General features: G+C 65.7%; 13 protein-coding genes. 7 read left to right on the top strand and 6 right to left on the bottom strand.

All coding sequences use genetic code 11. The features are described 5' to 3' along the window. Nucleotides 1-13: 13 nt before the first annotated feature. Nucleotides 14-1231 carry an ROK family transcriptional regulator gene (locus AC3WJR_RS13740; RefSeq protein WP_492725538.1) on the bottom strand — a complete coding sequence of 406 codons (1218 nt, stop codon included), beginning with the start codon at nucleotides 1229-1231 and terminating at the stop codon, nucleotides 14-16. Between the two features lie 336 nt (nucleotides 1232-1567). On the opposite strand from AC3WJR_RS13740, the gene AC3WJR_RS13745 reads away from it, so the two are divergent. Together AC3WJR_RS13745 and AC3WJR_RS13750 are read left to right on the top strand one after the other, a co-directional pair. Next, nucleotides 1568-3034, top strand: coding sequence for a glycoside hydrolase family 125 protein (locus AC3WJR_RS13745; RefSeq protein WP_492725539.1), 1467 nt, complete (start codon nucleotides 1568-1570; stop codon nucleotides 3032-3034). Between the two features lie 40 nt (nucleotides 3035-3074). Next, nucleotides 3075-5402, top strand: a complete 2328-nt coding sequence (locus tag AC3WJR_RS13750; protein ID WP_492725540.1) for a GH92 family glycosyl hydrolase — start codon at nucleotides 3075-3077, stop codon at nucleotides 5400-5402. 33 nt (nucleotides 5403-5435) lie between these two features. Here AC3WJR_RS13750 and AC3WJR_RS13755 read toward each other — a convergent pair whose 3' ends face one another. Then, nucleotides 5436-6674, bottom strand: a complete 1239-nt coding sequence (locus tag AC3WJR_RS13755; RefSeq protein ID WP_492725541.1) for an amino acid deaminase — start codon at nucleotides 6672-6674, stop codon at nucleotides 5436-5438. A gap of 89 nt (nucleotides 6675-6763) precedes the next feature. Between AC3WJR_RS13755 and AC3WJR_RS13760 the strand changes: the two genes are divergently transcribed. The 3 genes from AC3WJR_RS13760 to AC3WJR_RS13770 are packed head-to-tail and all read left to right on the top strand — an operon-like array spanning nucleotide 6764 to nucleotide 9957. Continuing rightward, entirely contained in the window at nucleotides 6764-8221 is a 1458-nt protein-coding gene (locus tag AC3WJR_RS13760; protein WP_492725542.1) for an N-acyl-D-amino-acid deacylase family protein, read from the top strand. A gap of 4 nt (nucleotides 8222-8225) precedes the next feature. Continuing rightward, entirely contained in the window at nucleotides 8226-8618 is a 393-nt protein-coding gene (locus tag AC3WJR_RS13765; protein ID WP_333996803.1) for a RidA family protein, read from the top strand. Nucleotide 8619: 1 nt separating this feature from the next. Continuing rightward, nucleotides 8620-9957, top strand: coding sequence for a GntT/GntP/DsdX family permease (locus AC3WJR_RS13770; RefSeq protein WP_492725543.1), 1338 nt, complete (start codon nucleotides 8620-8622; stop codon nucleotides 9955-9957). Nucleotides 9958-9968: 11 nt separating this feature from the next. Here the strand turns inward: AC3WJR_RS13770 and AC3WJR_RS13775 are convergent, their stop codons facing one another. The 3 genes from AC3WJR_RS13775 to AC3WJR_RS13785 all read right to left on the bottom strand — a co-directional run bounded on the left by AC3WJR_RS13775 (nucleotide 9969) and on the right by AC3WJR_RS13785 (nucleotide 19145). Continuing rightward, on the bottom strand, nucleotides 9969-13433 hold the full coding sequence (locus tag AC3WJR_RS13775; protein ID WP_492725544.1) for a glycosyl hydrolase 2 galactose-binding domain-containing protein: 3465 nt from the start codon (nucleotides 13431-13433) through the stop codon (nucleotides 9969-9971). A gap of 32 nt (nucleotides 13434-13465) precedes the next feature. After that, nucleotides 13466-16051 (bottom strand): glycoside hydrolase family 3 C-terminal domain-containing protein, encoded by a 2586-nt coding sequence (locus AC3WJR_RS13780; protein WP_492725545.1) that lies wholly within the window; start codon nucleotides 16049-16051, stop codon nucleotides 13466-13468. Between the two features lie 70 nt (nucleotides 16052-16121). Next, nucleotides 16122-19145 carry a TonB-dependent receptor plug domain-containing protein gene (locus tag AC3WJR_RS13785; RefSeq protein WP_492725546.1) on the bottom strand — a complete coding sequence of 1008 codons (3024 nt, stop codon included), beginning with the start codon at nucleotides 19143-19145 and terminating at the stop codon, nucleotides 16122-16124. A gap of 292 nt (nucleotides 19146-19437) precedes the next feature. On the opposite strand from AC3WJR_RS13785, the gene AC3WJR_RS13790 reads away from it, so the two are divergent. Together AC3WJR_RS13790 and AC3WJR_RS13795 are read left to right on the top strand one after the other, a co-directional pair. Continuing rightward, a complete protein-coding gene (locus AC3WJR_RS13790) occupies nucleotides 19438-19920 on the top strand; it encodes a c-type cytochrome (RefSeq protein ID WP_354279085.1) in 483 nt (160 codons plus the stop codon). 5 nt (nucleotides 19921-19925) lie between these two features. Then, entirely contained in the window at nucleotides 19926-20600 is a 675-nt protein-coding gene (locus tag AC3WJR_RS13795; protein WP_492725547.1) for a cytochrome b/b6 domain-containing protein, read from the top strand. A gap of 27 nt (nucleotides 20601-20627) precedes the next feature. Here the strand turns inward: AC3WJR_RS13795 and AC3WJR_RS13800 are convergent, their stop codons facing one another. Next, nucleotides 20628-22424: an ABC-F family ATP-binding cassette domain-containing protein gene (locus AC3WJR_RS13800; protein ID WP_492725548.1), complete on the bottom strand. Its 1797-nt coding sequence runs from the start codon at nucleotides 22422-22424 to the stop codon at nucleotides 20628-20630. Between the last annotated feature and the right edge of the window lie 124 nt (nucleotides 22425-22548).

Genomic DNA, 22548 nt, shown 5'->3' on the forward strand with positions numbered 1-22548 from the left:
GCCGACGCCGCTGCTAGACGCCCCGCCCGACCTGCATCAGAGCCGCATCCGAGGGCAGCAACTGGTCGAGGAAAGGCAACAGCGCGGCGCCGATGACCGGCGCGTCACCGCCCAGCGCAGCCCGCACGATCGGGGCCATCGTCGGCAATGGCATCTCGCCGAGCAGCACGTGGAGCCGCTCGATCAGCGCATCCACCAGCGGCTCGGACAGGCGCCCGCCGATGATGATGGTATGCGGGTCGATCAGGCAATTGATGCTGACGAGCGGCGCGATCAACGCACGCGATGCCGCATCGACCCAGCGATCCAGAACGTCGCGTACCGCCGGGTCGCTCGCATCGATGTCCGCCGGGCTGGCAACGCGGATGCCTGCCGTTTCCAGCGCCTGCATCAACGCTGACAGCGAGACGATATCCTGGACCACCGCGCCAGCGACCGCGCTGGTCGGATCGGGAAGCAGCCCCAGTTCCGCGCTGCGCCGGTTCGCGCCCTCGACATAATGGCGATCGATCATCAATCCGCCGCCGAGCCCGGAATTGATCAGGATGTAGAAAAAGCTCGGCTCCGAACGGCCCATACCCGACTGCGCCTCCCCGATTGCCGCCGCCGCCGCGTCATTGTCGACGAGCACCGGCCACGGCAGCACGGGGGACAACAGATCCGGGATCGATAGGTTGACCCAATCGCTGTACCGCTCCGGGCGACCGGGGAGCGCGATGTTGCCCAGATCGTCCGGCACCGCGACCCCGACCCCGAGGACGCGGTCGCGTCCGACCTTCGCCTCGGCCAGCAATGGATCGAGCGACGCGGTTACGAAGGCGACCACATCCGCGGGAAGCGCGAACGGGATATCATTGGCGATCCGCGCACGGACCTGCCCGGCCAGATCCAGCGCGACCAGTGTCAAATGATCGCGATCGATGTTGAGGCCGATCGCGACACACCCCAGCGGCTCGATCGTAAGGCGGATCGCGGGTTGCCCCCGCGGCCCCTGCAGACGACCGATCTCCTTGACCAGCCCCGCATCCATCAACCGGCGCGTGATGTTGGCGATCGTCGGCGCGGTCAGCCCGGTCGTGCGGCACAGGTCGACCCGCGTGGTTTCCTCGCTGTTGCGGATGACCTGAAGGACGACGCGCTGGTTATAGTCGCTGGCACGCGCGAGATTGGTGCCCGACAGGGACACGGCCAACCGCGCACCGCGTGGCTCTCGAACGGGTTCAACGGTCATCATCCTGCCTTTCAACGATGGGCATAAGGATCATGGGTAACCCGTCATCCGCCCCATTCGCAATCTCGTACCCGCGGGCATGGGGCGGTGTCACGCGCGACCGTACCGCTGGGAAGTAACAAAATTAAATTTATTAAATTGCTTGCTCGGGCCGCGCCCCTGCCTTAGCTTTCGATTGCTTCAACGGCAGGCGACTGACCTGCTCGCCATAACAACAAGATACGCCGCATTGGTCGCAGGAATGCGCCAAGTGGATCGGGAGAAAGATCGTGGCGGTTCGCACGCCAATTCCATCAGGCCTGACAGCAATGGTATTGATGCCATCGGCACGTCGGCATGACTGATCGTCCGTCCGCTTCGCTCGGTCGCCGCGATCTGCTGATCGCTGGGGCCAGCACCGCTTCGCTCCTTGCCTTCCCCGGAACCACTTTTGCCGCCACCCTCGCGCCGGGCGAAGCGATGGCCAGCCGACGTCCCCCGCGCAACCAGCGACGTTTCGTCAGCCCCGCGGTCGAACGCGAGATCAGCCGGGTCAAGGCGCGCATCGCGGACCCCGGCCTCGCGCAATTGTTCGAGAATTGCTACCCGAACACGCTCGACACCACCGTCTTCACCAGCACCATCGACGGCAAGCCCGACACGTTCGTCATCACCGGCGACATCGAGGCTATGTGGCTGCGCGACAGTTCGGCGCAGCTCCAGACCTACGTCCATCTGTGTCGCCAGGACCCTGCCCTGCGCCGGCTGTTCCAGGGTGTGATCCAGCGGCAGGCACGCTGCATCCTGATCGACTCCTACGCCAATGCGTTCATGGCGGACCCCACCGCCAAGTCGAACCTCGGCGCGATCACCGACATGACCGAGATGCGGCCGGGCGTCGCCGAGCGGAAGTGGGAACTCGATTCGCTCTGCTATCCGATGCGGCTGGCGCACGCCTATTGGAGCGAGACGAAGGACACCGTTCCGTTCGATGGCTTGTGGGCAAAGGCGATGGCGCGCGCCGTCGCGACGATGCGCGAACAGCAGCGCAAGACGGACGACGGACCGTATAAGTTCGAGCGCGTCAATCGCCATGCGACCGAGACGCTGATGTTGAAGGGAATCGGCGCACCGACGAGCAAGGTCGGGTTGATCCATTCGATGTTCCGGCCGTCCGACGATGCCTGCACGCTGCCGTTCCTGATCCCGTCCAACCTGTTCGCGGTCGCCGCGCTGCGGATGCTGGCGAAGATCCACGCCGAGGCGCGCCACGATACCGCCGCCGCCGCAGATTGCATCGCGCTGGCGGACGAAGTCGATGCCGCGCTCAAGGCGCATGGCCAGATGGACGACGGCAAGGGCAGCAAGGTCTGGGCGTTCGAGGTCGACGGGTTCGGCAATGCGATCTTCATGGACGACGCGAATGTACCGAGCCTGTCCGCGCTGCCGTTGCTGGGCGCCGCCCCGCGGACCGATCCGCTGTATCGCCGCACCCGCGCGCTTGCCTGGAGCACGCGCAATCCGTATTTCTTCACCGGCACCGCCGCCGACGGGATCGGCGGCCCGCACAAGGGCCTCGGCATGATCTGGCCGATGTCGATCATCGTCCGCGCGATGACCAGTGATGACGATACCGAGATCCGCCAGTGCCTCAAGTGGCTGAAGACGACCGATGCGGGCACCGGCTTCATCCATGAATCGTTCGACAAGGACGATCCCGCGCGCTTCTCGCGCCCGTGGTTCGCCTGGGCGAACGGTCTGTTCGGCGACCTGATCCTCGATCTCGAGCGGCGTCGCCCCGCTTTGCTGGCCGAACGTTTCTAACCCCTTTCCCCACACCGTCCCTGATTCAGGAGAGTATCGCTTGATCCGCGCCAACCGTCGCCAGTTGCTCGCAGGCTCGGCCCTTGCCGCGCTCGGCACCGCCTTGCCGTCCATCGCTTCGGCGCAATCGTCCAGGGCGGCGGTAAAGAACACAGCCCCCAATCTGTTCGTCGGCACCGGCGGGCACGGCCACACCTTCCCCGGCGCAACGATGCCGTTCGGAATGGTGCAGCTGTCCCCCGACACCAACAATTTCGGCTGGGATGCCTGCTCGGGCTATCACCAGTCGGATCGTTCGATCATGGGCTTCTCGCATACCCATCTGTCGGGGACCGGGATCGGCGACATGCTCGACGTGCTGGTCGTGCCGACGCGCGCACCGTTGAAGCTCGTCCCCGGATCGCGCGAGAACCCGTCCTCGGGCTATCGCCAACGCTATAGCGAGGAACATGCCGAGCCCGGCTATTACCGCGTGAAGCTTGAATCGGGTGTCGTCGCGGAATTGACCGTGACCGAACGGACCGGATTGCACCGCTACACCTTCGCCAAGGGCCCGGGCCACATCCTGATCGACTTCACGCATTGCAAGCAGGAGACCGAGGCAGAGCTGATCCGGATCGAGGATGCCTCGCTCGCCCTCAGCGACGATGGGACGCTGACCGGCAGCCGGCAGGTCTTCCGCTGGGCCGAAGGACGCCGGATCCACTTCGCGATGCAGCTTTCGCGCAAGCCGGACCGCGTGCAATTCTATGGCGACGACGATCGCCCCGTGGCGCCGGGTGCGAAGGGCGTGACCGGCCACCGGCTCAAGGTCGCGCTGTTCTACGATGATGCGGGCGCTTCACCGATCCTCGTCAAGACCGGGATCTCGGGGGTCGACGTCGCTGGCGCGCGCGGTGCGCTGGCGGAAGCGCCGGGCTGGGCATTCGATCGCGCCAGCACCGCCGCACGCCGGACCTGGGCAAAGGAACTCGACATCCTGCGCGTGTCCGGCGGCACGCCTGCGCAGCGCACGATCCTGTCGAGCGCACTCTACCATACGCTGATGGGGCCGACATTGTTCAGCGACCGTGACGGGCGCTACATGGGGCTCCAGCAGCAAGTCCATACGCTCGCCGCCAGCGAGCGTGCGTACAGCGCCTATTCGCTGTGGGACACGTATCGCGCGCTGCATCCGCTGATGACGCTGGTGCGCCCCGACATGGCCGAACGCTTCGTCCACGACCTGATCCGCCAGACGCAGCAAAGCCCGTACGGTCCGCCGACCTGGCCGCTTCAGGGGTTCGAGACGGGCTGCATGAATGGCTGGCATTCGGTCGTCGTGCTCGCCGAAGCGCACGCCAAGGGGATCAAGGCCGATTACGCCGCGGCCTGGCCCAACATCCGCAAGCGCGCATTCGATGCGAGCTACAAGGACAGCCTCGCGACGCTCGGGCGCGACCATTACATGAAGCTCGGCTATATCCCGGCGGACAAGATCAAGGAGTCGGTCAGCCGTACGCAGGAATATGCGTATGACGATTACGCCATGGCGGCACTGGCCGACGCAATCGGCGAGCGCAGCGATGCGGCGGTCCTGCGCAAGCGCAGCGGCAACTGGCGCAACGTGATCGACCCCAAGATCGGGTTCGCGCGCCCACGTTTTGCCGATGGAAGCTGGTGGGCGGCGTATGATCCGGTCACGCTCGGTCACATGCCGCAGCCGCGCTGGCGCGATTATACCGAGGCCAACGGCTGGCAGGCGACGTTCCTCAACCAGCATGACATCTACGGCATGATCGCGCACATGGGCGGCGACGCGGCGTATGAGGCGAAGGTTGATTCCTTCTTCAACGCGCCCTCCACGCTCCCCGACAACGCTCCGCCCGACATCGCAGGATTGGTCGGGCAATATGCACACGGGAACGAACCCGGGCACCACGTCGCCTATCTCTATGCCTATGTCGGCGCGCCGTGGAAGACGCAGGCGATGGTTCGGCGGCTGTGTGCCGAGATGTACAAGAACGATCCGGACGGCGTGATCGGCAACGACGATTGCGGGCAGATGAGCGCGTGGTTCATCCTGTCGTCGCTCGGCTTCTATCCGGTCGACCCCACGACGGGGATCTATGTGCTGGGATCGCCGCTGTTCGACACCGCGGAACTGCGCGTCGGTGCGGGCAAGACCTTGCGCGTCCGCGCGATCGGCAATGCGCCCGACCGGCCCTATGTTCAGTCGGTACGCTGGAACGGCAAGCCGTGGACGAAGAACTGGATCGCGCACGCCGACATCATTGGCGGCGGGGAGCTCGAGTTCACGATGGGCGCGAAGCCGTCGCGCTTCGGTGCAGGGGTCGCGGATCGTCCGCCGTCCGCACCACGCGCCTGACGAAACCGGGCGGGGGTCGCCCCCCGCCCGCCTTCAGAAGAATGTCTCCACAACGTCGAGCACCGTGAAATCGTCATCGACCACGAGAATTTTGCGCCATTTGTCGAAGGTCAGGCATGGGTGCGAGATGTCGAACGCGATCACGTCGCCGACCGCGATGTCGTCGCCCGGCGCGATCGTCAGATACGCGTGCTGGTCCATCAGACCGGTGACTTCCCAATGGACGGGTGCCTCGGCGGGACGATCGTCGCGGTCGGGGCGGAACAGCGTCGCCGGGCGCGGCAGCCCGGCATCGAACGCCACGTCGCGCTTGCCCATCGCGATGATCGCGCGCGTCGGATCGGGGATCGACTGCACCACCGCCCAGATCCGCAGCGCGGGCAACAACGCCTCGCCGAACGTCGGGGCGACGGCGTTGCGCTTGAGGATCGCTTCCTGCGCGACCCGGTACAGTCCGTCGTCATGGCTGATGTAGCAGCCCGGGCGCAGCACGACCTCGACCTCACCCGCCTTCGCCATCGACGCGGTTTCGTCGGCAACGATGTCATACCAGGCGGAACCCGCGCCCGACAGGATCGCAGGCGTCCGGTCGATCCGATCGTCCGCGATCAGCCGCTTCGTCACCTCGACCGCGCGGCGGACGAACCGCCGGACATGCGCTTCGTCGGGAAGCACGCCCTCGTAGAATTCCACGCCGCCGAGCCGCAGATGATCGCGCCATTCATCCAGCGCGGCGAGAACCTCCGCAAGCCCCGCTTCATCGCGAACTCCGGCACGATACCCGGGCTGATCGGGCTCCGGCGCCAGTTCGATCAGCACATCGAGCACCACGCCCGCCGCGCGGCATCCCTCGCCCAGCAACGCCACGCCCGCTGCGGAATCAACGATGCAGATCACGTGCTGGTCGGGGATCGCCAGCAGACCGACGACCGCCGCGACATTCGCCTTTCCGACGATCTGGTTCGCGATCAGGATCCGACGGACTCCGTGCGCGGCGGCGACCTGTGCCTGCTGGCTCGTGGCGACCGTGATGCCCCACGCGCCGTGCGCGATCTGCCGCTGGAACAGCTTGGGGGCCATCGTCGTCTTGCCGTGCGGCGCGAACGAGACGCCATAGGCGTGGATGAACGACCGCATCCAGTCGAGATTATGCTGCATCCGCCGCTCGTTGAGCACGGCCGCCGGGAAGCTGACATCGCCCCGCAGCAGGTTCCACGGGTCTGCGTCCACGACGCCTATCCCCTTGTGAAGCTCCAGCTTCTGATCGTCCACGCGCCTGCTCCTCGTTAAAGAAAATTGTTTACATTATTACCCGCCAAGGTGACAACGCCGTTGTGACCGGAAGCGTCGGGGATAGTGGAATGACACGGACGATCATCGCCGGGGTGAGCGTGTACGACGGTACCGGCACCCCCGCCTATGAAGCGGATGTCGAAATTCGCGACGATATCATCGCGAGCATCCGCCCGGCCGCCAGCCATCCCCCGACCGATTCCATCGATGGACGCGGGCTGGTGCTCGCGCCGGGCTTCGTCGATGCGCACACCCATGACGATTTCGCAGTAATCGCCGCGCCCGCCATGACCGCCAAGGTGACGCAAGGCGTGACCACCGTCGTCGTCGGCAATTGCGGCATCAGCGGCGGCTTGAACGTCACGGCGCACGGTGATCTCCCCGATCCGCTCGTGCTGTTGGGTGGTGCGGACGCATTCCGGTACGACGACTTTGCCGCTTATGCCCAGGCGGTGGATCGCGCAGGCCCGGCGACCAATGTGGTCGCGCTGGTGGGACATACCGCGCTGCGCGCGCGGCATATGGACGCGCTCGACCGCGATGCGACGGGAGCTGAGCGCACGGCGATGCGCGCCGATCTGACGACCGCGCTCGATGCCGGCGCGTTCGGGTTTTCCACGGGACTCGCTTATGCCAACGCCAACGCGGCATCGACCGAAGAGGTGATGACGCTCGCAGAGGCGCTGCGCGACACCAATGCACTGTATTGCACGCACTTGCGGAGCGAAGCGGGCGAGATCGTCGCCGCGCTCGACGAGGCGTTCGCGATCGGCCGCCATGCCGCCGCACAGGTGGTCGTCTCGCATCTCAAATGCGCGGGCGCGCCGCAATATGGTCGCAGCGACGAAATCCTCGCGATGCTGGAGACGGCCGCGTTGGCGCAGCCGGTCGGGTGTGACTGCTACCCGTATACCGCCAGTTCCTCGACGCTCGACCTGAAGCAGGTCGTCCCCGAAACCCCGATCAAGATCACCTGGTCCGAGGCGCAGCCCGCGCAAGCCGGGCGGATGCTCGCCGACATCGCGGCGGACTGGGGCACCGATCTGCGGACGGCCGCCGAGCGGCTGCAACCGGCGGGCGCCGTCTACCATTGCATGACCGACAGCGATGTCGACCGGATCCTCGCGCACGATCTGACGATGGTCGGTTCGGACGGCCTGCCGTGCGATCCGCGCCCGCATCCTCGCTTGTGGGGCAGCTTTCCCCGCGTGATCGGCCATTACGCGCGCGACCGCGGATTGTTCTCGATGGCAACCGCGATCCGCAAGATGACCGGCCTTCCCGCCGACCGCTTCGGCCTGAGCGACCGCGGTTATGTGCGCGAGGGGTTGGCGGCGGATCTCGTACTGTTCGATCCCGGGCAAATCGGCGACCGCGCCACCTACGACGATCCGACCGTTCCCGCCGCCGGGATCGTCGGCGTGTGGGTCAACGGCATCGCGACCCTGACGCTTGCGGGCCCGACCGGCGCACGCGGCGGCCGGATGCTGCGGCGTCCAACCCATCCCACCACCAAAGGACTTTGAAGACATGACCGACGAACTCAAGCGCTACGGCGTCGAAGGCGGCAGCGGCACCGGTGGCCAGCATCTCCCGTTCGCGCGCGCGGTGCAGGCCGATGGCTGGCTCTACGTGTCGGGCCAGGTCCCGATGGTCGATGGCGAAGTGATTGACGGCGGGATCATCCCGCAGACGCATCAGGCGATCCGCAACGTCCTGAAGATCCTGGAAGAAGCCGGCTACGGCCCCGAACATGTTGTCCGTTGCGGCGTGTGGATCGACGACGCGCGCGACTTCATGTCGTTCAATCGCGTGTTCAAGGAATATTTCGGGGCGAACCCACCGGCGCGCGCATGCGTCGTTTCGCAGATGGTCGTCGACTGCAAGGTTGAAGTCGACTGCATCGCCTGGAAGAAGCCCTAAGATGGCGCCGGGCGGCCTGCTCCTGATCGAGGCGGGGGTCGCGGTCGCCCTGCTCATCGTGCTGATTGTCCGGGTTCGGCTGAGCCCGTTCATCGCGCTTACCCTCGTCTCGCTCGGACTGGCGCTTGTCGTCGGGATCCCGCTCGGCGGGATCGTCAAAAGTTTCGAGGCGGGGGTCGGCGGCGCGCTCGGCCATATCGCGCTCGTCGTCGGGCTCGGCACCATCCTCGGCAAGATGATGGTCGAGTCGGGCGGTGCCGAGCGGATCGCGGATACCGTCATCGGTTTCTTCGGGCCAGCCCGCGCCGACTGGGCGATGATGACGGTCGCGCTAATAGTCGGCCTGCCTGTGTTCTTCGAAGTCGGGTTCGTCCTGCTCGTGCCGATCGTCTTCACGCTCGCGCGGCGGCTCGGGCAGCATCCGATGCGGATGGGGCTGCCGATGGCGGCTGGGCTCTCGGTGGTCCACGCGATGGTCCCGCCGCATCCTGCGGCTTTGCTCGCGACGCAGGCGTATAACGCCGATGTCGGCCTGACCGTGTTGTACGCTTTGATCGTGGGAATCCCGACGGCGGCGATCGCCGGACCGCTTTACGGACGGCTAATCGTCCCACGGCTGGCACCCCTGCCGATCGCGCCTGTCCCGGTTGCGGACGAACATGACGACCGGGTCCTCCCCGGCTTCGGGATAACGCTCGCGACCTTGCTGCTTCCGGTCGTGCTGATGATGGCTGGCAGCCTGGCAACCGCAGTGGCGGTGCCGGGATCGACCCTTGATGGCATCTTGCGCTTCATCGGAACCCCCGTGGTCGCGCTGCTCGCCGCAGTGCTGGTGAGCTATTGGACGCTTGGCCTCGCGCGCGGGATGAACCTCGGGACGATCCAGAAATTTACCAACGACTGCCTCGCGCCCACCGCGATGATCACGCTGGTGGTCGGCGTCGGCGCGGGGTTCGGACGGGTGCTGATCGACAGCGGCGTGTCGAACGCGATCGTCGCCGCAGCGACTAGCGTGCATCTGCCGATCGTCCTGCTCGCCTGGGTGATTGCCGCCCTGATGCGCGTGGCGACGGGATCGGCGACGGTATCGATGGCCACCGCCGCCGGTATCATCGCGCCGCTTGCCGCCGCCAATCCTGGCATCCGCCCCGAATTGCTCGTCCTCGCGACGGGCGCGGGATCGGTGATCCTGAGCCACGTCAACGACGGCGGCTTCTGGCTGGTGAAAGAATATTTCGGGCTCAGCGTCGCCGACACGATCCGCAGCTGGACGGTGTGCGAGACGCTGATCTCGGTCATCGGGCTGACGCTGACGCTTACCCTGTCGCTGGTGGTCTGAAGGGGACCGTACTACCGCGTGCCCCTCACGCTTGCTTCCACCACGTTCCACCCGCGCAGCCGCACCGTGGCGACACCACGATTGCCCGGATAGCGCACCGTCACCGTGCGCGATTCGCCCGGTAGCAACGATACGTAATTGTCGCTGAAATAGGCCGGCAGAACCTGCACCCCCTTCTCATCGAACAGCGTCAGCTTGGCCTGGAGCGCAGGTGTCTTGCTCGGATTGAACAGCGCAACCGTGACGGTCCGCTCCCCATTCGCAGCGCTCCCCGCCTGTGCATCGGCCTTGAGGGCTACCTTGGGCATCGCTTCCATCGCCCGCAGGTCCGCAGGCTTTGCCGCCTGCCAGTAGAAATTTTCAGACAACCGCCCGCCGTCGGCACCGATCGCCTCCACCCGCACCAGCACCGGCCCCTTGGCCAGCGCCGGATCGAGCGCGAGTTGGAAGGTCGAAACGGTCTGGTTCGCGGGGACGTCGACGGTCTGCTCGCGCGTCGTAACGAGCGTCCCCGCCAGATCGGTCACGCGCGCGCGGACCGTCACGCCGCGCAGCATCGCCTGCGTCGTGTTCGCCATCACCACCGTCCGGTCGGGCTGGTTCATCTGGACGTGGACCGGTTCCGCCCCCTTCTTGGTCCCGTAGAAGGCCGCGTGGGTGTCGTAATCCGAGGAGTAGATCTGGAAATCGCTCGACGGCCACGCCGGGTGCGTCATCCATAGCATCCGCGCGCTGTTGGTGGTCCACAGCCCTGCGGTGAACCCCTCGAAGATCGCCCGATACGATTCGTAGTTGAGCATCTGCGCCTTGCGCTCGAAATCGGCGAGATCGCGCGGTGCGCCGAACTCGGTCTCCAACGCCTTCATGAAGCTCGTCATCGAGACACCGCGCTCCTGATGCCAGTCATGATAGACCCACGTATCGCTGATCGGCCATCGATCCGCCGCGGGCACCGTGCGCTGCCAGGATTCGAGCGTCGGAAAACTCGACGTGCCGACTTCGATCGCGAAGCCGTGAGGATAGCTGGTGAAATAATCCTCGGGCGGATGCCATTCATACGGCCCCGACCCACCGAGATTGATCACGCGCGAATTGCCCTTGTAGATCCGCGTGCCGTCTTCCTGCCACACCATGTCCTGCAACGCGGTCTGGAGCACCGGCTGCGGCACGCCTTCGTTGCGCCCGAACCACAGCACGATCGAGGGGTGCGTGCGATACCGCCGCACGACATCGCGCGCATTAGCGACGAACAACGGCACGTCCTGCGCCTCGGCGTCATTGTCCTGCGTCGATTCCCAAAAATCGTTGAGCACCATCAATCCGTTGCGATCGGCGAGCGCGTAGAACGCCTCTTCGGTGCTTTGCCCCATCCAGTTGCGGATGATGTTCATCCCCGCCTCGCGGTGGAGCCGGAAATAGGGCGCGAGCCGGTCGGTGCCGACACGCTTCATCATGTCGTCCATCCCCCAATTGCCGCCGCGCGCCGCGATCCGCACGCCGTTGACGCGGAGCACCATCTGCGGCGACAACGGGTCCTCGGGCAGGCTTTGCACCGCAGGCGACGTCTCCGCCCCCGGCATCAACGAATTCGCCCAGCCGCCGCGCACCTTGCGCAGCGCAGGATGGCGTTCATCGATGACGGGCTTGCCCAGATCGTGTGCCAGCGCGCTGTCGACCAGCACGCGGCGCAGCGCACCCGCGGTATCGAGCGACGACAGTTCGTAGGTCACGCTGCGCATCCCGAAATCGAGACTGCGACGGTCCGATACCGCCTGATCGCTCGCCACCGTCAGGTTGAGCGTGTGCAGCGCAGGGTCGCCATAGCCGTTGGGCCACCACAATTTCGGCTTCTGCACCGCGAGTTGCGGGAAACTGGCTGGCGTGAAGCGGACGACCTGCGTCGCACCCGCCGGCAGCGTGACGCTCTGTTCCACCGCGACGTCGTCGAAGGCGGCGCGCACCATGGCTGTGATCGGCGCGCTGCCATGGTTGGTGACGGGGACGTCGATCGAGACGTCCGCGACCGAATTGTCGGGGCGCGGCAGGCGCGTCGAGACCGCCGGATCGCCGATCGTCACGATCCCCGTCGCCGCCAGGTCGACGCCTTGCCACAACCCCATGTTGCGGTCGCGCACGCCCGGGATCCAGTCCCACCCCTCGCTCGCGCCGAAGGTCGGGCCATCGCTCATCAATGCGCCGCCATTGTCGCCGCGTCCGCCCGCAAGCGACTGTTCGTGCGCGATCCCGGGATGCGGCGGCGGCGAAATCAGCACCGCGACGCTGTTGCGCCGGCCCGGCCGCAGCCGCTCGGTCACGTCGAACGTTCCGCGGATGAACGCACCCTTCACGTCGCCGACCGGACTGCCGTTGACCCACACCTGCGCGGCGTAGTTGATCCCGTCAAAGGTCAGCGTCAGCTGTTTCGCAGGCGTCTCCGGAAGCGTGAATTCGGTGCGATACCAATAGGCTTGCCGCGACAGGCTTTCCGGGATCGCCATGTTGTTGAGCCCGATCGTCGGATCGGGATAAACCCCGCGATCGACCAGCGTCGTCAGCACCGTCCCCGGAACCGTCGCCGCATGCCAGCGCGCCGCATCGAACCCGGGCTGCGAGATCGTCGCACCGCCCGCCTGAACCGCGGGCGCATCGATCAGCCGCCACGCATTGACCGCATAATGGCCTTCGCGCGTCGGTTGCAGCGCAGGCACGGTCGACACCGGCTTGGCGCGCGGCTGCGGGAACGGCGCCTTGCTCGTCGGCAATTCCCACGTCGGTTGCGGCGTGGTCAGCCCATATTGCGTCTTGACCTGCAACGGCCAGGACGGGCTCGCGTCCTCGAACCGGGTCAACGCTTCGTCCGGCGCGGTCTTGCCAAGCGCCGCGATCTGCGACGCCGACAGCATTTTCGGTTCGAGCGTCACGCCAGCGATCCGCCCCGCAAAACCGGGCAACCCGGCCAGCCGCGGCCCAATCGCGACGATGGCGGCGGGGGGTGCGGCCTCCGCCTGCATCGTCCCCGCCGCACGTCCGTCGACATAGAACCGCACGGTTGCGCCATCACCGGTTGCGACGAGCAGGTGCCAGCGATCCGGGGTGATCGCGCCACCGGCCTTGACCGTCTTGCCCGCCAACGTGAACCGGGGCCGGCCATCCTCCAGCGCGAAAGTGCGCGCGGTTGCACTGCCGGGCTTGCCGATCGCGGCAACGGGCACGAGGCCGGTTGGTATTGCCGAAGGCTTGATCCAGGCACGAAGCGTCCATTGCGGCATCGCAGGCATCGTTTCGCCCGCGGCATAGCCCTGCGCCGGACGCTCGATCCCGTCCGATCCTGACAGGAATACGGCATTGTACGGCCCGATGACCGACTGCTTGGGATGCGCGATGCGCGTCGATGGCCAATCGACCTGTTGCGCCGAAACCTGCGCCACCGCGGCACCGGTCAGCAACAGCGCGGCGTAGCTCGTGACTTTGCGCATGTGCGGGGTCTTTCGTTCAAATTGGGTGATCGTCATTTCGGCAGGACGACGCGGTCGCCCGTGATCGTCACGTCGGTCCACACGCCCCCAACCGCTGCCTCGGCGTCACCCGGTTGCCCGCCTGCCACGAACAGCCGGTAATGCCCGGGAACGATCGCGCGCGTTCCGTCACGCTCGACCAGGCTGAGGCTGCGGGGCTCGATCGTGAGCGCAACCGTAAGCCGTTCGCCGGCGCGCAGCGTGGTCCGGCTGAACCCGACAAGTTGCCGCTGCAGCACGGGCGTGGTGCGGCCCTGTTCCTGCGGTGCGGTCGGCGCGAGATAGGCCTGCACGACCTCGTCGCCCGCGACCTTACCGACATTGCGGACCCCGACCGTGACCACCAACGGCTGTCCCGCCACGACGCTCGTCGTCGCAGGCGAGACCGCATCATACGCAAACCGCGTGTAGCTGAGTCCATGGCCGAACGGGTACAGCGGCGTGCCGGTAAAGAAGCGGTAGGTCCGGTTCTTCATGCTATAGTCGATGTACGCAGGCATATCGCGCGTCTGCGCATAGACCGTCACCGGCAGCCGCCCACCGGGATTGATATCCCCCGCCAGCATCCGCGCGATCGCCGTCCCGCCCGACTGGCCGGGATACCAGGCCGCGACCACCGCGTCGGCATTCTGCTTGCTCCAGGCATCGGCAATCGCCGAGCCGGTCATCTGCACCACGACCAGCGGTTTCCCGGCGGTCGCAAGCGTTTCCAGCAGCGCACGTTGCGGCTGGGGAAGTTCGATCGCGGTGCGATCGCCGCCGATGAACCCGGGGACGTCGAGCCGCAACGCCTCGCCCTCCAGTGTCGGGGACAGCCCTGCGAACACCACCACCACGTCTGCCGCGCGCGCGACGGCCAGTGCTTCCTCGCGTTGCGCCGCATCGGGCGCGACCCAGCGCAACCCAATGCCGCCGTCTTCGCTGACATGGCGATATTCGATGCGGATCGCGTGCGGCTTCGCATCATCGAGGTCGACGCTCGCCTCGACCGCACTGTCGTCACCGGAGTCGGTGATGATCGCCTTGTCGTCGAACCACAACTGCACCGGATCATGCCCGTCGCAATCGAAACAGCGCGCGACGTCCAGCCGCAGGCGATAGCGTCCCGGCGCGGGCGGCGTGAGCTGCCCGGTCCAGCGGACCCCATAGCCCTTTTCCGCCAACCCTGGCGCTGGCGGCGCACGGTCCCAGTCGAAGTCGATCTTGCGGTCCTGCCGGGTGACCGAGGCCATTCCGGTCATCGCGCTGGTTCGGAAATATTCGCCCCTTAGCCCAGGCTTGCCCCCTGCCGACAAAGCGGTCTCGGGCACCGGCAACGGCACCCCTTCGGCAAGGCCGCTACCCTGCGCATAGCGGACCTGCGCCGCACCGAAGCGCGTGCGGATCCCCTCCAGCGGGGTGACCGGGGCCGCGGCGGTGCCATGATAATTCGCCTCGAGCACATCGAGCGAGTCCGCGTTCGGCCCGATCACCGCGATTTTGAGACCGGGCTTGAGCGGAAGCCGGTCCTTGTTGGTGAGCAGCACCAGCGACTTTTCCGCCGCGGTCTGTGCCAGCGCGCGGTGCGCCTTCGTATCGACCTGCGACGGCTTGATCCGATCCCACGGACTGCGTTGCCCAAATGCGATCCCGAGGGCCGCGCGCGACGCCAGCACACGGTGCAAGGCGGCATCGACGGTGGCTTCGGGAACGAGGCCCTGGCGGACCGCGGCGGGCAGCGCATCGTAGCTCGGCCCGCAATCGAGATCGGTGCCCGCCGAGAGTGCCGCGGCGGCGGCGCCGGGCAGGTCGGGCTTGTAATAATGGAAGGTGGTGATGTAGCCGACCGCATCGCAGTCCGACACGACCATCCCGCGGAAATTCCAGTCACCGCGAGCACGGTCGTTGAGCAACGCTTCCGAAGCGCAGGCCGGCGTGCCGTGCAGCGAATTATACGCGCACATGATCGACCGTGCACCGCCCTCGATCACCGTGCGGCGGAAGGCGGGGGTATAGGTTTCCGCCATGTCGCGCGGCGACACGTCCGCATCGAAACTGTTGCGCCCAGCTTCGGGGCCTGAATGCGCGGCATAATGTTTGGGGGTGGCGATCGCCTTGGGGTGGTCGGGGTCCGGCCCCTGGATTCCCTGCACGAACGCGACGCCGAGCGTGCCGGTCAGATACGGATCCTCGCCATAGGTCTCCTGCCCCCGCCCCCAGCGCGGATCACGGAAGATGTTGACGTTGGGCGACCAGATATGGAGCCCCGAGAAGCGACGCCGATCGCTGCCCTTCGGCTTCGCATTGTATTTCGCGCGGGCCTCGGTCGACACGACGTCGCCGACCTGATGCAGCAGGCCGATGTCCCAGGTCGCGGCAAGCCCGATCGCCTGGGGGAAGACGGTCGCGATCCCGTCGCGCGCGAAGCCGTGAAGCCCCTCGCTCCAGTAATCATATCCGGGCAAACCCGCCTTGGGCAGCGCGGGCGCGCTGCTGCCGAGTTGGGCGGCTTTCTCCTCGAGCGTCATCGTGGCGATCGCGCGATCGATGGTCTCGGAGGCGGGTGGCACATCGGCGGCCATCAGCAGGAATGGCAGCATCAGCGTTCCCCGAAATAGTGCAGGATAAGGTGGAGCCGGTCACGCCACATGGCACGCCGGCTCCATGCGCTTAGAAGTTGGCGCGCATACCGACCCGGAAGACGCGCCCGGAGACGTCGTACAGGCTCGGCGTCGTGATATCGGCCGGAACGTTCGCTGCGTCCTTGTTGAACGCATTGTCGATCTTGATGTAGCCCTGCACCGCCTTGGTGAACTTATATGCGGCACCGAAATCGACGTACAACGCACCGGCGATCCGGTTGTGATCGACCGTCGGGTTATTGACGGTCGAGACCGGGCAGTTGGTCTGGCAGACGATGAACTCGTTCGAGATCACCCCAGCGCTGATCCACCGCTCCTGCGCCGTAACGGTCAGGTTGCCGAGGCTGTAATCCTGTCCGGCGAGAACCTTCCATTTCGGCGTCGCATTGCCGCCGATGTTCACGCCCGCACCCTGCACCGGGATGGTGTTGGGCAGGCCGCGATCCGAGATGTAGTTCTTGATATGCGTCGCGAACGACCGCAGCGCGAGCTTGCCGGGCAGACCGACGCCATCGAGGTTGGTCTGGTAGCTCGCTTCTATGTCGAACCCGTCGGTGAAGATCGACGCGAAGTTGAACGGCTGGACCGTGACGAACGCGCTGTTCACGTTGCTCAGGTCAAAGCTGCCGCAGGTGAACTGGACGCCCGAGAAGCACAGGTTGATCTGCTGCTGCGCATCCAGCGCCGAGATCGCGCTGTTGATCTTGATCCGATAGTAATCGAACGAGATGTTGAGGCCCGGTGCCCAGCTCGGCCGCGACAGGACGATGCCCGCCTCGGTGTTGCGCGCGATTTCCGGACGCAGATTGGGGTTGCCGGTGGTCGTCTGCAACACGGTCAGCGACGTGTTGGTGAACGGATCGATCGTGCCGGTGCGGTTGCTGGTGACGGGGGCCGCGAACAGCTCGCTCAGGTTCGGCGCGCGAATGTCCCGCGAGGTGACGGCACGCAGGCGGATACCGTCGAGCGGCGTATCCCAGGTACCACCGACCTTCCACGTATAGACCGTGCCCGACGTGCTGTAATGCGTGCCACGGCCAGCGACGTTGAGGTTCGCCTTGCCGATCGCGTCGGAGTTGAACAGCGGGGCGTTAAGTTCGAGGAACCCTTCGTACACGCTATAGGCGCCCGTACCGTTGCGGTAATTGCCCGCATACCAGTTGCCGCCGTTGGTGTTGAGCAGCGGGTCCACGGGATAATCGGCGGTATTCGCGCTGGTAACGTTGCCATTACCGTACGGATCGGCGTTCACCTGGTAGAATTCGTGACGATATTCGCCGCCGAATGCGATCGCCAGCGGCCCTGCGGGCAGACTGAACGGCTCACCGCTGACCGAGAAGCTCGCCACGTCCTGCGTCTGGCGCGTGTGCTGATAGGGTCCGTTTTCCGGCAAGACATAAGCGAGCGCCGCGGCGCTCGGCGTCTGGCCACCGAAGATGCTGATCGGCTGACACCCACTCGCGACCGCCGCCGAGTTCGCGCAGGTGATCGTACCGTCCGGCTGCCGCACCGCCTGGATCGCCGCATTATACCGCGGCATCAACGGGATGTTGCTGACGTTGATGTCGGTCAGTTCGAGGCCATGCTCGTAATAGCCGTCATAGCGCCATGCCGTGCCGAACACGTTGACCTTGCCCTTGGCGCCGGCGACGAAGCGATACTGCTTGCGCTCGGTATCGACGTCGATGAAATCCGGGAACAGCGCGTTGTCGACGCCGTAGCGGAAGCTCGTGATCCCGTTGGCGGCGCAAGCCGCCTGGACCGATGCCGGTACATACGGGTTTGAGCACTGCATCGTCAGGTTGCCGAACTGCGCCGAACCCGGGTTTGGCGTGTTGCTCGAGCGGACCCGCGCGATGTTGGCGGTGGCATAGATCTCGTTGTCTGGGTCGATATCGAAGCCGACCCGGCCATAGCCGTTGAGCCGCTGGAGCGACGATTTCAGGCTGTTGCCATTGGTGACGTTGCCCGACCGGTCGCCGCCTTCGCAAACGCCGTTGAAGCACCCGATGACCGCGCCCGACGCATCCCGCGCCGGAACACCGTTCGAGCCATATTGGAACGGGAACGGATTGCCGTTGTAATCGAACGCGGTGCCCTGCAGCGGGCCAGCGGTGATCAGGCCGTACAGACTGCTCTGGTTGGACTGGGTGAAGCTGCGGTCGAGATATTGCGGCAGACCGTCGTTGGTGATGCCGCGGTTGATCAGATTGCGCGAGATCATCCACGTGCGCCCACCAGGGCCGCTGCCGTTCGGGTCGTTGCCGACGCCGAACCCGGCCGATCCGATCCCGTCTTCCTGGCTATATTCACCGCTGCCGATGACGTGCAGCCGATCGTTGAGGAACGCCTTACCGAACGCGGCTTGCGCCGTGTAATTGGCGTCGTCGCCGTAGGTGCTGATGCCCGACTGGATGTTCGCGCGGAAACCCTGGAACTTGGTGTTGGTGATGAAGTTGACGACACCGCCGACCGCATCCGAGCCGTAGGAAGCCGACGCACCGCCGGTCACCACGTCGACGCGCTCGATCAGCAACTGCGGGAACAGGCTGACGTCCGCGACGCCGGTCACGTTCGCACCGACAACGCGCTGGCCGTCAAGCAGCGTCAGCGTGCGGATCGGTTGCAGGCCGCGCAAGCTGAGCGTGCTGAGGCCCTGGACGCCGGTCGACGTGCCGTTCGACCCGACCGACGAACCGGTGCTGCCCTGCAGCGAAGGCAACTGCTGCACGGTCTGGAAAATGTTCGGCTGCGCGTTCTTGGTGATTGCGTCGTAGCTCAGGACCTGCGTCGGCGTCGGTGCCGAGAAGCCCGACGAGGTGATGCGCGATCCGGTAACGACGATGTCGCTCTGGACGGGGGCCGGTGCGGCATCCGGGGCGGGTGCTGCCGTTTCAACGGGGGGCGCTTCCGCAGCAGGGGCGGTTGTCGCAGGCGCAACCGGTGCCGGCGCAGGGACGGTTGGCGCAACCTGTGCGAACGCGGGCGTCGCCAGCATGGTCGATGCCGCGAGCGTCGTGCGCAGGATCCGAATGTTGAAAAGTCGCCGCATGAGTATCTCCCCTTTATGCGGTCGGGCGCTCAATCCGCCTTAACTACCGCTTTTGGCGAGCATAAATCGAAACGGTTCCGTGGTGCAACATAAGTTTCGTAAAATTTCTTAATAAATTACATGGCTGTTTGGCGATGGGGTTTGCTTCAAAGGGGCAAGTGGGCGCGCTTCGGCGGCGCCTGCGATCGATCGGAAGCGCGAGAATCTCGCAGTGCTTTTGCAAAACGGGCTGGCACATTGTTCGCGGATGCGAGACAAACGCGGCATTGCCGCCACCACGAGGGATTGTGTGATGCCTGGACTCGCTACCTTCAAATCATTCTCCCTTGGGGCGTTTGTCCTTTCGGCAACCGTCCTGACGGGTTCGATCGCGGCGAATGCTGCCCCAACCGCGGATGCGGTCATCGCGACGCGGGTCGCGGGCTTCAAGAAGATGGGCGGCGCGATGAAAGCGCTCGGCGATCAGCTTAAGAGCGGCGCGCCGGCAAAGGCCACGATGGTGGCGGCGGCGCAAACGATCGCGACGACCGCTCGCGGACAGGGCAAGCTGTTCCCCGCGGGCAGCGGCCCCGCCCCCGGGGTCAAGACCGACGCCTTGCCCAACATCTGGACCGATCGCGCCACCTTCGATGCGCAGATGGCCAAGCTGGTGGTCGAAGCCGACAAGCTCGTCGCCGTCACCAATAGTGGCGACGCGGCGGCCATCGGCGCGCAAGCGAAGGCGACCGGAGCGGTCTGCGGCGGATGCCATCGCAAGTTCCGCGCGGAAGACTGATCGGCATGGCATCTTCCCCGACCAGCCGGGGCGCAAGCCTGTGGGATCTCCCGATACGGATGTTCCACTGGCTTCTGGTCGCGCTGCTTGGTTTCTCCTGGTGGAGCGGGGAAGAGCATCTGATCGATTGGCACCGGCTGTCGGGGCTGACGATCCTCGCGCTATTGCTGTTCCGGCTGTACTGGGGGCTGGTCGGCAGTCCCACCGCACGTTTTGCGCGGTTCGTGCGCGGCCCGGGGGCGGTGCTGGCGTATGTGCGGGGCACCGACAGCACGCCTGCGCCGGGGCATAATCCGCTTGGCGGGTGGAGCGTCGTCGCGATGCTCGTTGTGCTGTTCACGATGGTCACGGCGGGGCTGTTCGCGGTCGACGTGGACGGGCTCGAATCCGGGCCGCTGGCGGATTACGTCAGCTTCGAGCAGGGACGGCTTGCCGCCGAAATCCACGGGTTTGTCTTCAACGTGCTGCTCGGGCTGGTCGCTTTGCATCTGCTGGCGATCGTCTTCTACCTGGTTCGCGGCAAGAACCTGACCGCGCAGATGATCACCGGCCGCAGCCATGCGCCCGATGCCGAGGCACGGGCTTCGGACCAGGCCCGGCCGTGGCGGTGGAAAGCCGTGCTCGGCGCGGGCGGCGCCGCGCTGATCGCGGTCGCCTTCGCGCGCGGCTTCCGCTTCTAGGAGCTTCCGTTTCCGGGGCTCGGGAGCTTATCCCTGCCCCTCGACCATTTCCGCCAGTTCGAGCCAGCGCAGCTCGGCGGCGTCCTTGTCCGCTTGCGCTTGGCCGATCGCTTCCATCAGCTTCTCGAACCGGTCGGGATCGCGGATGTACAGCTCGGGATCGGATAGCAATTCCTGGTCACGCATGATCGCCGCGTCGAGCGTCTCGATCCGCTTCGGCAGCATCTCATAATCGCGCTGGTCCTTGTAGGTCAGCTTAACCTTGCCCGGTGCCGCCCCGCCAGTAACCGGCGGAGCAGACGTCGCATTCTTGGCGATCGCGCCGCGCTTGGTCGGGGCGGCGGCCTTGCGGCGGCGTTCCCAATCCTCGTAGCCGCCCGCGACGACATCGACCGTGCCCGATCCGTCGAGGCCGAGCGTGATCGTCACCGTGCGGTCCAGAAAGTCGCGATCGTGGCTTACGATGAGCACGGTGCCGTCATAGTCGCCGATCACGTCCTGGAGCAGATCGAGCGTCTCCAGATCGAGGTCGTTGGTCGGCTCGTCCAGGACTAACAGGTTGGAAGGCTTGGCGAATTCCCGCGCAAGCAACAGCCGCGAGCGTTCCCCGCCCGATAGCGTGCCGATCTTCGCGTCCAACACGCCCGGCTCGAACAGGAACTCCTTGAGATAGCCGACAACATGCTTGCGGATGCCCTGCACCTCGATCCAGTCGCCGCCGTCCGCGAGCACGTCGCGGATCGTCTTGTCGGGCTCCATCTTGCTGCGTTGCTGGTCGATTACGATCCGTTCTATGGTCTTTGCGAACCGGATTTGTCCAGAGTCGGGCTGTAATTCGCCCGTTAATAGCTTGAGTAGCGTCGATTTGCCCGCGCCATTCGCGCCGACGATGCCGATCCGGTCCTTGCGTGTCACGCGCAGCGACAGGTCGCCGATGATCGTCCGGTCGCCGAATGCCTTGGAAATGTGCTTGGCGTCGATCACCACCTTCGAACGCGCATCGTCGGTCCCGATCGTCAAGTTCGCCGACCCCTGCGGCCCGACCATCGACGCGCGTTCGGCGCGCATCTCGACCAGCTTGGTGAGACGCCCCTGGTTGCGCTTGCGTCGCCCGGTGACGCCGCGCAGCAGCCAATGCTCCTCGAGCTTCAATTTCGCGTCGAGCTTCTCCGCATTGCGCTGCTCGTCGGCGTAAACCTGCTCGGTCCACGCATCGAACCCGCCGAAACCGATCTCGGCACGCCGCAAATTGCCGCGATCCATCCACAGCGTCTGCTTGGTCAGCTTGGTCAGGAAGGTGCGGTCATGGCTGATGACGACGAACGCGCCCCGGAACCGCTGAAGCCATTCCTCGATCCATTCGATCGCGCCGATGTCGAGATGGTTGGTCGGCTCGTCGAGCAGCAATACGTCGGGGTTCTGCGCAAACGCACGGACGATCGCAGCGCGACGACGCTCGCCGCCCGACGCCTTGGCGGCTTCGCGCGTGAGGTCGATCCCGAGCTTGTCGGCGATCGCTTCCGCCTCATATTGCTGCGGCGCATCGTCGCCGCCGAGGACATAGTCCGCGAGCGTATGGCAGCCGGTCATCGCGGGTTCCTGCTCGAGCTGGATCACACGCGTGCCGGGGACGATCGTGCGGCGGCCCTCGTCTGAATCGATCTTGCCGCCGAGCAATTTCAACAGCGTGGTCTTGCCGGCGCCATTGCGCCCGATCAGCGCGAGCCGGTCGCGCGGGCCGACGTGGATGTCGAGCCCCCGAAAGAGCCACCCCGAGCCCTGGATGATGCCGAGATTTTCATATGCTAGGATAGGTGCAGCCATGACGGGCGCGTTAGGCTGCGGGGGCGTTGCAAGCAAGCGGTGTGGCGCGAAGGCAACCGGCTGCCGCGGAATCGCAAGGGCTTCGATTCATCCCGTAAGCCGCACCATTCACAGGCTGTTCAAC

This window comes from Sphingomonas sp. FW306-05-A, from assembly GCF_058782275.1.